We start from the raw sequence: 13,746 nt of genomic DNA, 5'->3' as shown, positions 1-13,746 counted from the left end.
CCCCCTTTTTAAGATTGATTTGTTTCGTTAATGCAGCCTCGGGTCCAGGGCGTCGCGGATGCCCTCGCCCAAGAGGTTGTAGCCCAACACGGTGACCAGGATGGCCAGGCCCGGGAACAGGCTCAGCCACCAGGCGATCTCGATGTTGGCCTTGCCCTGGTTGAGGATGTTGCCCCAGCTCGCGGCCGGCGGCTGCACCCCCAGGCCCAGGAAGCTCAGCCCGCTCTCCACCAAGATGGCCCCGGCCACCCCCAGGGTGGCGGCCACCAGCACCGGGGCCATGGCGTTGGGCAGGATGTGCCGGAATATGATGCGCAGGTCGCCCGCGCCCAGGCTTTTGGCGGCCACCACGTACTCCCGCTCCTTGAGCGAGAGAAACTCGGCGCGCACCAATCGCGCCACCCCCATCCAGGATGTCAGCCCGATCACCGCCATGATGTTGATGATCGATGGCTCCAGCAGGGCGATCACCGCCAGGATGAGGAAGAAGGTGGGGAAGCAGAGCATCATGTCCGTGAAGCGCATGATGGTCGACTCCACCCAGCCGCCGTAGTAGCCGGCCAGCGCGCCCAGGATCACCCCCAGGATGGTGGCCACCCCGGCCGAGACCAGGCCCACCTCCAGGCTCACCCGCGAGCCCATGATCATGCGCGAGAACACGTCGCGCCCCAGCTCGTCGGTGCCGAAGGGGTGGCTAAGGCTGGGGGGCAGCAGGATGGCGCTCACGTCGATCCCGTTGGGGTCGTGGGGGGTCAGCCAGGGCGCGAGCAGGGCGGTGAAGAGCAATAGCAGCACCACGGCCAGCCCGGCCATGGCCAGGCGGTTGGCCTTCAGGTTGTGGGTGAACTGGCCCCACAGGCCCCGGTATTCGCCGCCTTTGCTCATGAGGAGCGCACCCTGGGGTCGGCCAGGGCGTAGCCCAGGTCGGCCAGCAGGTTGCCCACCAGGGTGAGCACCGCGCCGATGACCAGGCCGCCCATGACCACCGGATAGTCCCGGGCCATGACCGAGTCGTAGAACAGCTTGCCCATGCCCGGGATGGCGAAGATGGACTCGAAGATCACCGAGCCGCCGATGAGCGCGGGCACCGACAGGCCCAGGATGGTGATCACCGGCATGAGCGCGTTGCGCAAGGCGTGGCTGTAGATCACCAGGCGCTCGGGCAGGCCCTTGGCCCGCGCGGTGGTTATGTAGTCCTGGCGGATCACCTCCAGCATGTTGCCCCGCATGTAGCGGCTCATGCCCGCCAGGGAGGTGAAGGCGCTCAGGATCACCGGCAGGGCCAGGTGGCGCGCGTAGTCCATGAGCTGGCCCCAGGCCGAGAGCTGGTCGTGGTTCAGACTTTTGATGCCGCTGATGGGCAGCCAGCCCAGGATCACCCCGAACAGGATCATGCACAACAGGGCCAGCCAGAAGGTGGGCGTGGCGAAACCCAGGAACACGAACACCGTGGTGCCCTGGTCGAACAGCGACCCCCTATGGGTGGCGCTGTAAATGCCTATGGGCACGGCTATGACCAAAACAAGGGCCAGCGACAAGAGGTTGATGGTCACGGTGATGGGCAGGCGGTCGGCGATCTTGTTCAATACCGGCTGGCCGTCCGGGGCGAAGGAGCGCCCGAAGTCCAGCACGGCCAGGCGCTTGAGCCAGTTCCAATACTGCACGGGCAGGGGCTTGTCCAAACCGTAGAGTTTGGTCAGGCGCTCCTTGGCGATCTCGCTCATCTTGGGGTTCAGGTCGGCCGCCAGGTCGGTGGGGCTGCCCGGCGCCAGGTGCATGATGAGGAAGCTGATGAAGGTGATGCCTATGAGCAGGGGCACCATCATGGCCAGGCGTTTGGCGAGGTAGGTTAGCAAGGCATTACCTCGTCAGGGCCGGCTTCTGCAAGGCCTTGGGCACCCACCAGTCGGTGAAGTTGTAGGAGATGCCCGCGGGCGCTGGCTTCACGCCCCGGATGCGCGCGGCCAGGATGGGCAGGGCCTCGGGCACGTAGAGGAAGGTGTAGGGCACATCCTCGGCCAGGATCTCCTGCATCTTGAACAACAGGGCCCGGCGCTCTTCCCGATCAAAGGTGCGGCGCTGTGCCACGAGGATCTTGTCCAGCTCGGGGTTCTTGTAATAGGTGAAGTTGAGCTGTCCCGGCTGGGCCCGGGAGGAGTGCCAGATGTCGAACTGGTCCGGGTCCGGGGTGATGGTCCAGCCCAGGAGCACCGCCTCGAAGCGGCCCTTGTTAACGAACTCCTTGATGAACGCGGCCCACTCCACGGTGCGGAGCTTCACCCGCACCCCGATCTGGGACAAACGCTGCTGGATGATCACCCCGGTGTTGGCCCGGTAGGCGTTGCCCTGGTTGGTCAGGATGGTGAACTCGAAGGGCCGTCCGTCCTTGTCCAGGATTCCGTCGCCGTCGCGGTCCTCCCAGCCGGCGGCCTTCAACAGGGCCTTGGCCTTGGCCGGGTCATAGGGATACTGCTTGACCTTGGGGTTGTACCAATAGGTGCCCGGCTTGACCGGGCCGGTGCACACCTGGCCCAGGCCCAGGAGCACCCCCTTGATCAGCTCCTCTTTGTTGATGGCGTAGCTAAGGCCCTGGCGCACCCGCTTGTCGGCAAAGCGGGGGTCCTTGAGGTTGTATCCCAGATAGGTGTAGCCCGAGGCCAGGTACTTGTACTTGACGAAGTTTTTTTTGAAGAAGGCCGTGCTGGTCTGACGGCGGTACTGCAAGGCGCTCAGGCTCATCCAGTCCAGGCCCCCGGCCTTGAGCTCCAGGAACATGGTGGCCATGTCCGGGATGACCCGATAGGTCACCTGGCTGATGTGGGGCCGCCCCTCGAAATAATTTTCGTAATAGTTCAGCACCACCCGCGCGCCCGGGTCCCAGCGCACGAAGCGATAGGGCCCGGTGCCGATGGGGTGGCGGTTGAGCTTCGAGGCGCGCACGTCCTTGCCCTCCAGCAAGTGGCGGGGCATCTGGGACAGGGTCCAGGAGGCCAGGCCCGGCGCGAAGGGCTCCTTGTAGTGCACCACGAAGGTGTGGTCATCCGGCGCGGAGGCGTCCTTGACCTTCATGTAGTCGCCGGAGTAGGCGGTGGGGGTCTTGGGGTCCACCATGAAGCGCCAGTTGAACAGGGCGTCCTGAGCGGTGTAGGGCTTGCCGTCTTGCCAGCGCACCCCGTGGCGCAGCCTGAAGGTGATGGTCAGGCCATCGTCGCTGACCTTCCAGGACTCGGCCAGGTCGCCCACCAGGTTCAGGTCCTTGTCGTATTTCAACAGGCCGTTGTAGACCAGGCCGCTCATCTCGTGGGAAGCCGAATCGCTGGTGATCATGGGAATCATGCTGGTGGCGTCGCCGATGGTGCCGATGACCAGCGCGCCGCCGTTGTCCGCCGCCAGGGCGGGCCAGGGCAGGGCGCCCCAGGCCAGGCAAAGCAGCAATATTCCCCAGAACCTTCTCATGTCACCTCCAGGCAAAAAGCGGGGCCCACGCGCCAGCCCCTGCAAGCCAGTCTAGCCGCGCCCGCCAAGGGGCGCAAGGGTGTTTCGCCTGGCAGGCCGGGCGCTTGACGCCTTCGGGGTGCGTTGTTAACATGCCGCAGAGATAAGGAGAAGACCGCATGAACCCCACAGAGCTGCTTGAACTCATCACCAGCAGGCGCAGTGTGCGCGAATACACCGGCCAGCCCGTGGACCAGGCCATGCTCGACGCCATCCTGGAGGCGGGGCGCTGGGCTCCCAGCGGCCTGAACAACCAGCCCTGGCGCTTCGTGGTTATTCAGGAAGAGGCGATCAAGGAGGCCCTGGCCCCCATGACCAAGTGCAGCGGCATCGTGCGCGAGTCCGCCGTCCTGATCTGTACCTTCCTGCACCTGCCTTCCGTGTACAATGAAATGAAGGACTATCAGGGCATCGGCGCCTGTTTGCAGAACATGCTCCTGATGATCCACGGTCTGGGCCTGGGCGCGGTGTGGCTGGGCGAGATCCTCAAGAACGCCACCCAGGTGCGCCAGACGCTGGGCCTGGGCGAAGAATACGAGCTCATGGCCATTTTGGCCCTGGGCCATCCGGCCGGCGACAGCCATGGCAAGCCCTACCGCCTGACCATGGACGAGCTGGTCCTGCCCGCCCGGTTGTCCGAGCCGGAACCCACCCTCTAAGCGGGGAGTTGCCTTTTATGAAGTTCTTAAAGTTAACCCTGGCTTCCGTCTTGACCCTCAGCCTGGGGCTGGCGGCCGGTTGCTCCATCTTTTCGGCGCAGCCGGTAGGCGCGGAGAAAGCTCCCGCCGCCCAGGGCGCTCCGGCCAAGACCGGCGACGCGGCTGCCGCCGCTACCAAGACGCGCATGGCCCCGGCCGCGGTGGGGCGCTACTACGACTTTGACGATATCCAGGTTCCCAACGCCCTCAAGCTGGACAAGAAGCGCTCGCTCATCTTCCGGGCCGGCAAGTTCAAGGCCGGGGTGCTGGTGTTCACCGACAACCTGGAAGTGCAGAGCCTGATCAACTTCTTCATCGATTCCATGCAGCGCGACAACTGGGTGCTGCAAGGGTCCTACAAGTACCCCCGGGTGGTGCTGTTCTTCGCCAAGAAGGGCAAGACCGCGGTGATCCACATCGAGGAGTCCACCTTCAGCACCGAGGTCACCATCTGGGTGGCGCCGGCTGTGGACTGATGGACGCGGCCAGCGACAAGCCCCGCGTCCTCCTGGGGGTCTGCGGGGGCATCGCCGCCTACAAGGCCGCCGACCTGGCCAGCCGCCTGGTCAAGGAGGGCTGCGCGGTGCGGGTGGTGATGACCGACACGGCCAAGCGCTTCGTGGGGCCGCTTACTTTCGCGGCCCTCACGAGCAACCCGGTGCCGGGCGACTGGTTCGAGGCCAACGAGGAGTCGGCCATCAGCCACATCGACCTGGCCCGCTGGGCCTCGGTGGTGGTGGTGGCTCCGGCCACGGCCAACTTCCTGGCCAAGGCGGCCCACGGCCTGGCCGATGACCTGCTCTCCACCCTCATGCTGGCCACGGGCGCGCCGCTGTTGATCGCTCCGGCCATGAACCCCCACATGTATGGCCACCCCACGGTGCAGGCAAATTTGGCCGCGCTCATCGAGCGGGGGGCGCACATCGTGGGCCCGGAGGCCGGGCGCACCGCCTGCGGCGAGGAAGGCCCGGGCCGCATGGTGGAGCCGGCGGCCATCGTGGACCGGACCATGGACCTGCTCTCCGAGCAAGACCTGGCGGGCGTGCCCATCCTGGTCACCGCCGGGCCCACCCGCGAGCACCTGGACCCGGTGCGCTACCTTTCCAACCCCTCCTCGGGCCGCATGGGCATCGAGGTGGCCCGCATGGCCCGCCGCCGGGGCGCGGCGGTCACCCTGGTCCTGGGCCCCACCCACCTGGAGCCGCCCGAAGGGGTGGACACGGTGCGGGTGATCAGCGCCTTGGAGATGGCCGAGGCGGTGAACTCGCGGGCCAAGGCCCAGAGCGTGATCATCAAGGCCGCGGCGGTGAGCGACTTCCGGCCCCAGGACTGCGCCCCCCAGAAGGTCAAGAAGGGCCAGGGCGGCGAGGTCTGCACCCTGGTGAACACCCCGGACATCCTGGCCGGACTGGGGGCCGACAAGGGCGAGGCCGTCCTGGTGGGCTTCGCGGCCGAGACCGAAGAAGTGCTGGCCCATGCCGGGGCCAAGCTTAGGGCCAAGAACCTGGACCTCATGGTGGCCAACGACGTGGCCGCCAGCGACTCCGGCTTCGCGGTGGAAACCAACCGGGTGCATCTGCTCACCCCGGACGGCGAGGTGGAAAGCCTGCCGCTGATGACCAAGCAGGAGGTGGCCCACCGTTTGCTGGACCGGGTGGCCCGCCTGCTCAAGGGACGCGACTAGTCCCGTGGCCGATCCCCGCCAGCTCGCGGCCCTGGCCGGCAACCTGGCCTGCCGCTCCCGCCTGGGCCTCAGCCAGGTCGAAGGCAGCCGGGGCGAGATGGACCAGCTCATGGCCGCGGTCATGCCCTCCAGCCCCGCCCCGCGCCTGGGCTCATTGCAGGACGTGCAGGCCTGGCTGGGCGAGTGCGCCCGCTGCTCCCTGAGCGAAACGCGCCACAAGATCGTGTTCGGGGCCGGCCCCGAAAACGCGCGCATCATGTTCATCGGCGAGGGGCCGGGCCAGCGGGAAGACCAGCAAGGCCTGCCCTTCGTGGGGCCGGCCGGCAAGCTGTTGGACGCCATGCTGGCGGCGGTAGGCTTGCAGAGAAGCCAGGTCTACATCACCAACATCGTCAAGTGCCGCCCCCCGGGCAACCGCGACCCCCAGCCGGGCGAGGTCGCGGCCTGCCGCCCCTTCCTGGAGGCCCAGGTGAAGCAGATCGCGCCAGCGGCCATCTGCGCCCTGGGGCGGCCCGCCGCCCAGGCGCTTCTGGCCACGGACGCGCCCATCGGCCGTTTGCGGGGCCGCTGGGCCAGTGCCCTGGGGGTGCCGGTGCTGCCCACCTATCACCCGGCCTATCTGCTGCGCACCCCGGAGGCCAAGGGATTGGCCTATAATGATCTAAAGGCCCTGGTTCGCGGGCCCGAGCACTAGCAATCATTCGGAGGGGCCATGCCCCGCTTGATCATGAGCATAATCCTGGCGGCGCTCATCCTGGCCGCCCCGGTTGCCCTGGCCGCGCCCGAAGGGCAGGGGCAGGTGTGGGTGCTGGAGCTGAGCGACACCATCAACCCGGGCAGCGCGGATTATCTGCTGGAGGGGCTCAAGGAGGCGGCAGGCGCCTCAGCCGCCCTGGTGGTGATCCGCCTGGACACCCCCGGCGGCCTGGTCTCCTCCATGCGCGAGATGGTCAAGGCCATCATGTCCAGCCCGGTGCCGGTGGTGGTCTACACCGCCCCGGCCGGGGCGCGGGCCACCAGCGCGGGCGCCTTCCTCATGCTCTCCGCCCCCATCGCGGCCATGGCCCCGGCCACTCATCTGGGCGCGGCCCATCCGGTGGGCGCGGGCGGCAAGGAGATCAAGGGCGCCATGGGCGACAAGGCGGTGAGCGACCTCAAGGCCCTGGCCGTCAGCCTGGCCAAGCAGCGCGGCCGCGACCCCAAGCTGGCCGGGGAGATGGTCACTAAGTCGGTGAGCTTCGACGCCACCAAGGCCAAGGAACTGGGCCTGGTTGATGTGATCGCCAATGACCTGGGCGAGCTCCTGGCCATGCTGCAAGGCAGGAAGGTGGCCGTGGCCGGGGGCGAGAAGGTGGTCGACACCAAGGGCAAGACCATCCATTTTGTGCAGCCCGGCTGGCGCGAAAAGCTGCTGAGCCTGCTGGGCAGCCCCAACCTGGCCTACATCCTGTTGATGATCGGCCTGGCGGGCATCTACTTCGAGCTGAGCCATCCGGGCACCATCTTCCCGGGGGTGGTGGGCGGCCTGGCCCTGATTCTGGCCTTTTTCGCCATGAGCGCCCTGCCGGTGAGCTACGCGGGCCTGGCCCTCATCGGCCTGGCGGTGGTCCTGTTCTTCGCGGAGATAAAGATCACCTCCTATGGCCTATTGTCCCTGGCCGGGGCGGCGTCCCTGGTTTTGGGCTCGGTCATGCTCTTTCGCACCGGTGAGGCGGTGGTGGCGGTGTCCCTGGCCGTGCTGGTGCCCACCGCCCTGTGCGTGATCCTGTTCTTCGGCGGGGTGGCCTATCTGGCGGGCAAGGCCCAGCTGGCCAAGGGCGTCACCGGCCTGGAGGGCCTGGTGGGCGCGCGGGCGGAGGTGGTGGACGATACCCGGGTGCGGGTGCTGGGCGAGCTGTGGCGCTATCGCGGCCCCTCGGGCCTGGCCCCGGGCCAGGAGGTCACGATCACCGCGGCCCACGGCCTGGAGGTGGAGGTGGCTCCCCTTGGTGATTTTCGCGGAAAGAGCCAGAATGCCTAGCCCGCATGTTTCATGAGGCCGGGCGATAAATGGCAACGAATTGTCTCTTGCGGGTTAGAAATGAAAGAAAAGCTCACTTCGATAGGGGGTGGCTCGTTTCTAACTCCGGCACAGCCAGCCGCCGACAGACAAGGCGTCTGGCAAGCGAGGGACGCAGGCGTAGCCTGTAGTGCTACGTCGAGGACCGAGCGCAGCCAGGAACACGGTATGTCGGTGGCTGGCGCGGCCGGGCGCACGGCATCCATGAAATTTGCGGGCTAAATTAGGAGAGCGACATGGGATTCGTATCCGGCTTGATTGCCTTGCTGGGCGGCCTGCTGCCCGTGGTGATCCTGTTAATCCTGTTCCTGGCGGTCTCCCTGAGGGTGCTCAAGGAGTACGAGCGCGGGGTCATCTTCCGCCTGGGCCGGGTCGTCGCGGCCAAGGGGCCGGGGCTGATCATTCTCATACCCATCATCGACCGCATGACCAAAATCAGCCTGCGCACCGTGGCCATGGACGTGCCCTCCCAGGACGTGATCACCCGGGACAACGTGTCGGTAAAGGTGAACGCGGTGGTCTACTTCCGGGTCATGGACCCCACCAACGCGGTGGTGCAGGTGGAGGACTATCTTTTCGCCACCAGCCAGCTGGCCCAGACCACCCTCCGGAGCGTGTGCGGCCAGATTGAGATGGATGAGCTCTTGAGCGAGCGCGAGAAGATCAACAGCGAGTTGCAGCAGATCCTGGACCAGCACACCGACGCCTGGGGCATCAAGGTGTCCACCGTGGAGGTAAAGCACATCGACCTGCCCCAGGAGATGCAGCGGGCCATGGCCAAGCAGGCCGAGGCCGAGCGCGAGCGGCGGGCCAAGGTGATCAACGCGGAGGGCGAGTTCCAGGCGGCCGAAAAGCTGGCCATGGCCGCGGAGATAATCGCGGCCCATCCCCAGGCCCTGCAACTGCGATATTTGCAGACTCTCCGGGAGGTGGCCAGCGAAAACAACTCCACCACTTTGTTCCCCCTGCCCATCGATCTGTTCAAACCGTTTCTGAAAATGGTTGAAAATAACGACTCCAACGGGTAGACTCCCCCATTCAGCGGCGCGGATGCAAGATCGCGCCCCAGCTAGCTAAAACGGGAAACTTGAGAGAGAAAAATGGCTGACGAGGAAACCCTGCAGACCGCCGAAGAAGAAACCGCCGCCGAGGCGCCCAAAGCGGAAGCCGCCACCAAAATTCCGGAGCCCAAAAAGCCTCTGGAAAAGATGACCGCCAAAGAGCTCCGTGAATACGGCCTGGAGCTGGGCAACATCATGGGCGTGCACAGCATGAACAAAGAGGAGCTTCTTAAGGCCATCAAAGAGGCCCTGGGCATCGACGATGAGTCGGGCAGCAAGCTCTTCGCCAAGGAAATCGCCAAGGTCAAGGCTCAGATCAAGGTGTTCAAGGGCGAGCGCGACAAGGCCCGCGAGGCCGGCGACAAGAAGCAGGTGGAAATGTACCGCCGCCGCATCGGCCGCCTGAAGAAGCAGACCCGCAAGCTGGCCGCGGCCGGCTAAGGCCCATCATGGACTTCGCCGCTGGAATGGAGCTGGCCAAGAGCCGCCTCACTGACCAGCGGATCCTGGCGCACAGCCTGGCCTCGGCCGCTGTGCTCCGCGCCATGGCCCGACGCCTGGGCCACGACGAGGAGACCTGGGCCCTGGCCGGGCTGCTGCACGACCTTGATTATCCCGAAACCGTGGACGACATGGGCCGCCATGGGCTGGTCACCGCCGAGCTGTTGGCAGGCTATGACCTGCCTGCGAAGGTGGTCAGCTCCATCAAGGCGCACAATGCCGAGAACCTGGGGCTGACGCGCACCACGCCCCTGGACTTGGCCCTCACCGCCGGCGAGACCATCACCGGCCTGGTGACCGCCACCACCATGGTCTACCCGGACAAGAAGCTGGCCAGCGTGAAGCCCAAGAGCGTGACCAAGCGCATGAAGGAAAAGGCCTTCGCCGCCAGCGTCAACCGCGACCACATCCGGCTCTGCGAAGAGCTGGGCATACCCCTGCCCGAGTTCGCCGTCCTGGCCGTGGAGGCCATGCGCGAGATCAGCGACGACCTGGGCCTCTAGGCTCGCAAGCGGCCCCACTGGGAAAGGCCGCCCGGCATGAAACCACCTCTCTGATTATTCTTAAAGATTGCCGATGAACATTCAGGCGCCGATGCGGGCCGGGGCGGCCTGGTTGGCGGGTTTTTTGAGAGGGGGAAATGACTGACGCTTCATTCAATAAGGCGTCTACGGCATCGCCTGGCGTCCGGCTCTATTACCTGGACTGGCTGCGCATCGTCGCCATCCTGTTGGTGTTCCTGCACCACTGCGCCAAGTTCTACGACTATCACACCTTCACCATCTACGATGAACCGCGCGACCTGGCCTTGTCCGCCTTCCGCGAGTTCAACTTCCTGTGGATGATGCCCCTGTTCTTCGTAATCTCCGGGGCGTCGGTGTTCTATTCCTTGCGCTCGCGCTCAGTGGGCGGCTTCCTCAAGGAGCGGGTGCTGCGCATCCTGGTGCCCCTGCTCCTGGTGGGCACCCTGGTCATCGGCCCCTTGCAGGTCTACTTCGAGAGGCTGTTCCAGGGCAAGACCACGGAAAACTTCCTGGCCTGGTACCCCAACTTTTTCCATGGCCTGTACATGGCCGGGGGCAACTTCGCGCCGCCGGGGGTGGGCACTCATCTCTGGTACCTGCTCTACCTGTTTGCCTTTTCCCTGATCGCCTTGCCCTTGTTTATCAACTTCGGCCCGAGCAAAACCAGCCTGCTCACCCGCGCCGGCCGGGTGTTCCGGCGCCCCTGGGCCATGCTCCTGCTGTTCGTGCCCATCTCGGCCGCTTCGGCCTTCATGGAGGCGATCGGCCTGGGCTTTCTGCGCCTGGCCGGGGGCTGGGACCCGCTGACCTTCCTGGTGTTCTTTCTCTGCGGCTACTTGCTCTATTGCCAAGAGGCCACCCGGGAGGCCATCCGGGGTTATGCCTGGGTCTTGTTGGGCATCGCCCTGGTGCTCAGCTGGCTGCACCTGGACTCCCACTTCGGGATCAACCTGAAGCTCGCCGGGATCACCCGGCACCGCGCGGACGGGAACCTGCTGCCCTTTGACCACCAGGCGTGGATACTGGTTCAGGCCTTCCGGGGCCTGCTGGCCTGGTGCTGGGTGCTGGCCTTGCTGGGGGTGGGGGAGCGCCTGCTCAACCGGGACAACCGGGTGTTGGACTACGCCAACCCGGCGGTGCTGCCCTTTTACATAATCCACTTCTCGGTGATCTACGCGGTGGGCTATTACCTGATTCAGTGGAAGCTGGGCCCCCTGCTGGAGGCCGGGCTCATCGCGGTGCTCTCCTTCGCGGGCATCATGGCCATCTACGACCTGCTCATTCGGCGCTACAATGTGCTGCGTTGGCTTATGGGCATGAAGCCAATTAAATAAAACGTAAAAACAAATAAATAGCGAGATACTTAATAAATAACATTAAGTGCGCGTAGAGCCAAAAAACGGCCCGGAGCAGGAAATTTTCTTGCTCCGGGCCGGGGGGTTACAGCAGCGGCCGCCCTTGCGGGGGGGCCTTCGGGGGCTTAGTAGCCCATCTCCTTGAGCAGGTCCACCAGGCCTTGCACCGCATTGGCGCTCTTGTCCAGGGCGGCCTTCTCGTCGGCGGTCAGCTTGATCTCGATGACCTCTTCGGCCCCGCCCACGCCCAGCTTCACCGGCACGCCGATGTACAGGTCGTTGTAGCCGTACTGGCCGGTCAGGTACACCGCGCAGGGCAGCACCTTCTTCTTGTCCTTGAGGATGGCCTCGGCCATCTCCACGGCCGAGGAGGCCGGGGCATAGTAGGCGCTGCCGGTTTTCAAAAGGCTCACGATCTCCGCGCCGCCCTGGGCGGTGCGCTGGCACATGGCCGCGATCTTATCCTCGGGCAGCAGCTCGGTGATGGGGATGCCGGCCACGGTGGAGAAGCGGGGCAGGGGCACCATGGTGTCGCCGTGGCCGCCCAGCACGAAGGCGTGGGTGTTCTCCACCGACACGTTCAGGGCCTCGGCGATGAAGAAGCGGAAACGGGCCGAGTCCAACACGCCGGCCATGCCGATGACGCGCTCGGACGGGAAGCCGGAGGCCTTGAGGGCCACGTGGCACATGGCATCCAAGGGGTTGGAAACGATGATCATAACCGCGTTGGGCGAGCGCTTGGCCGCCTCGGAGCACACGGTATTCACGATGCCGGCGTTGGTCTTGATCAGGTCGTCGCGGCTCATGCCGGGCTTGCGGGCGATGCCCGCGGTCACGATAATGATGTCCGAGTCCGCGGTGGCGTCGTAGTCGTTGGTGCCGGTGATAAGGGCGTCGTGCTTTTCCACGGGAGCGGCTTCGCACAGGTCCAGGCCCTTGCCCTGGGGCATACCCTCGACCACGTCCACCAGGACCACATCGGCCAACTCTTTTTCGGCGGCGCGCTGGGCGCAGGTGGCTCCCACGTTCCCAGCTCCGATGACGGTTATCTTCTGAAGCATGTTGCTTTCTCCTTATAGAGCTTTGTGCTAGTTTTAAGGAACGGCAAAAACATACTACTGTCATAAGCCCCCCGTCAACGCCGGGTGGCCAGAAATGAAACCGGCTCAGCAACCGAGGAGAACCATGAGCCCCGCCCCCGTACACCAAACCAATATTGATGCGGCCCCCCTGCTGGCCAGGGGCAAGGTCCGCGACATCTACGACTTGGACGAGCACCTGCTGATCGTGGCGACCGACCGCCTCAGCGCCTTTGACGTGATCTTGCCCGACCCCATCCCCGACAAAGGCAAGGTGCTCACTCAGATATCGCTTTTCTGGTTCGAGATGATGGCCGACATCACCCCCAACCACCTGGTGGCTTGGGAGGTGAGCGACTTCCCGGCCAAGCTCAAGCCCTACGCCGAGGTGCTGGAGGGCCGCTCCATGCTGGTGAAAAAGGCCAAGCCTCTGGCCATCGAGGCCATCGTGCGCGGCTATCTCTCGGGCACCGGCTGGAAGGACTACCAGGCCACCGGCGAGGTGTGCGGCTACAAGCTGCCCGCCGGGCTCACCGAGAGCGACAAGCTGCCCGAGCCCCTGTTCACCCCCAGCACCAAGGCCGAGCTGGGCGAGCACGATTTGAACATCGACCTTAAGGAGGCCGAAAAGATCGTGGGCGCGGAGCTGGCCCAGGCGGTGGCTCAGCGGGCCCTGGCCATCTACGGCCGGGCGCGGGACTACGCCGCCACCAAGGGCATCATCATCGCGGACACCAAGTTCGAGTTCGGCACCATGGGCGACGAACTGATCCTCATCGACGAGGTGCTCACCCCGGACTCCAGCCGTTTCTGGCCGGCGGACAAGTACGCGCCCGGCCGGGGCCAGGAGAGCTTTGACAAGCAGTTCGTGCGCGATTATCTGGAGAGCATTGGCTTTGACAAGAAGCCGCCGGCTCCCGCGTTGCCCGCCGAGGTCATCGCGGGCACCCGGGAACGTTACCTGGAGGCCTTGACCCAGCTTACCGGCAAGGGCCTGGCCTAGGAGGGACGCCTTGAAGGAACAGGTGGAACAAGCCCTGGATAAGATCCGGCCCGCCCTGATGCGCGACGGGGGCAACGTGGAACTGGTGGATGTCACCGACGACGGTGTGGTAAAGGTGAAGCTCACCGGCGCCTGCGGCGGCTGTCCCATGAGCCAGATGACCCTCAAGATGGGCATCGAAAAGGTGGTCAAGCAGGCGGTGCCCGAGATTAAGAGCGTGGAGGCGGTCAACTAGGCCCCTCGCGCCGGGCCCCGGGGCCCGAAACCTAATAGGATTGCCGGTCCCC

General features: G+C 65.3%; 15 protein-coding genes. 11 read left to right on the top strand and 4 right to left on the bottom strand.

Annotated features, from left to right (window positions below; genetic code table 11):
* Positions 1 to 27: 27 nt before the first annotated feature.
* Genes KQH53_12035 through KQH53_12025 form a run of 3 tightly spaced genes read right to left on the bottom strand, consistent with a single transcriptional unit; the run spans position 28 to position 3,456 of the window.
* Positions 28 to 885 (bottom strand): ABC transporter permease, encoded by an 858-nt coding sequence (locus KQH53_12035; GenBank protein MCB2227399.1) that lies wholly within the window; start codon positions 883 to 885, stop codon positions 28 to 30.
* Complete coding sequence (locus tag KQH53_12030; protein ID MCB2227398.1) at positions 882 to 1,856, bottom strand: ABC transporter permease; 975 nt, start codon at positions 1,854 to 1,856, stop codon at positions 882 to 884. The genes KQH53_12035 and KQH53_12030 overlap by 4 nt, the downstream gene beginning before the upstream one ends.
* Before the next feature lie 4 nt (positions 1,857 to 1,860).
* Positions 1,861 to 3,456, bottom strand: coding sequence for a peptide-binding protein (locus tag KQH53_12025; protein MCB2227397.1), 1,596 nt, complete (start codon positions 3,454 to 3,456; stop codon positions 1,861 to 1,863).
* A gap of 158 nt (positions 3,457 to 3,614) precedes the next feature.
* Here KQH53_12025 and KQH53_12020 point away from each other — a divergent pair, with 158 nt between their 5' ends.
* The 9 genes from KQH53_12020 (at position 3,615) to KQH53_11980 (ending at position 11,356) form a co-directional block, all read left to right on the top strand.
* On the top strand, positions 3,615 to 4,154 hold the full coding sequence (locus KQH53_12020; protein MCB2227396.1) for a nitroreductase: 540 nt from the start codon (positions 3,615 to 3,617) through the stop codon (positions 4,152 to 4,154).
* A gap of 17 nt (positions 4,155 to 4,171) precedes the next feature.
* Positions 4,172 to 4,669: a hypothetical protein gene (locus tag KQH53_12015; protein ID MCB2227395.1), complete on the top strand. Its 498-nt coding sequence runs from the start codon at positions 4,172 to 4,174 to the stop codon at positions 4,667 to 4,669.
* Positions 4,669 to 5,877 (top strand): bifunctional phosphopantothenoylcysteine decarboxylase/phosphopantothenate--cysteine ligase CoaBC, encoded by a 1,209-nt coding sequence (gene coaBC, locus KQH53_12010; protein MCB2227394.1) that lies wholly within the window; start codon positions 4,669 to 4,671, stop codon positions 5,875 to 5,877. Before KQH53_12015 ends, coaBC begins: the two co-directional genes overlap by 1 nt.
* A 97-nt stretch (positions 5,878 to 5,974) precedes the next feature.
* A complete protein-coding gene (locus tag KQH53_12005; protein ID MCB2227393.1) occupies positions 5,975 to 6,571 on the top strand; it encodes a uracil-DNA glycosylase in 597 nt (198 codons plus the stop codon).
* An 18-nt stretch (positions 6,572 to 6,589) separates the two neighbouring features.
* Complete coding sequence (locus KQH53_12000) at positions 6,590 to 7,897, top strand: nodulation protein NfeD (protein MCB2227392.1); 1,308 nt, start codon at positions 6,590 to 6,592, stop codon at positions 7,895 to 7,897.
* A gap of 275 nt (positions 7,898 to 8,172) precedes the next feature.
* Positions 8,173 to 8,964 (top strand): slipin family protein, encoded by a 792-nt coding sequence (locus tag KQH53_11995; GenBank protein MCB2227391.1) that lies wholly within the window; start codon positions 8,173 to 8,175, stop codon positions 8,962 to 8,964.
* A gap of 180 nt (positions 8,965 to 9,144) precedes the next feature.
* Positions 9,145 to 9,438, top strand: a complete 294-nt coding sequence (locus KQH53_11990) for a transcription termination factor Rho (GenBank protein MCB2227390.1) — start codon at positions 9,145 to 9,147, stop codon at positions 9,436 to 9,438.
* A gap of 8 nt (positions 9,439 to 9,446) precedes the next feature.
* Positions 9,447 to 10,001, top strand: a complete 555-nt coding sequence (locus KQH53_11985; protein MCB2227389.1) for an HDIG domain-containing protein — start codon at positions 9,447 to 9,449, stop codon at positions 9,999 to 10,001.
* 137 nt (positions 10,002 to 10,138) lie between these two features.
* Entirely contained in the window at positions 10,139 to 11,356 is a 1,218-nt protein-coding gene (locus KQH53_11980; GenBank protein ID MCB2227388.1) for an acyltransferase family protein, read from the top strand.
* Between the two features lie 146 nt (positions 11,357 to 11,502).
* Here the strand turns inward: KQH53_11980 and mdh are convergent, their stop codons facing one another.
* Positions 11,503 to 12,438, bottom strand: a complete 936-nt coding sequence (gene mdh, locus KQH53_11975) for a malate dehydrogenase (GenBank protein MCB2227387.1) — start codon at positions 12,436 to 12,438, stop codon at positions 11,503 to 11,505.
* 124 nt (positions 12,439 to 12,562) lie between these two features.
* On the opposite strand from mdh, the gene KQH53_11970 reads away from it, so the two are divergent.
* Together KQH53_11970 and KQH53_11965 are read left to right on the top strand one after the other, a co-directional pair.
* Positions 12,563 to 13,459 carry a phosphoribosylaminoimidazolesuccinocarboxamide synthase gene (locus KQH53_11970; protein MCB2227386.1) on the top strand — a complete coding sequence of 299 codons (897 nt, stop codon included), beginning with the start codon at positions 12,563 to 12,565 and terminating at the stop codon, positions 13,457 to 13,459.
* Between the two features lie 10 nt (positions 13,460 to 13,469).
* Complete coding sequence (locus KQH53_11965) at positions 13,470 to 13,694, top strand: NifU family protein (protein ID MCB2227385.1); 225 nt, start codon at positions 13,470 to 13,472, stop codon at positions 13,692 to 13,694.
* Positions 13,695 to 13,746 lie beyond the last annotated feature (52 nt).

The sequence above is a fragment of the Desulfarculaceae bacterium genome, from assembly GCA_020444545.1.
In the GTDB taxonomy this organism is placed as follows: domain Bacteria; phylum Desulfobacterota; class Desulfarculia; order Desulfarculales; family Desulfarculaceae; genus Desulfoferula.
The sequence above is the reverse complement of the archived record's forward strand: the minus strand, read 5'-3'. Positions and strand labels throughout refer to the sequence as shown.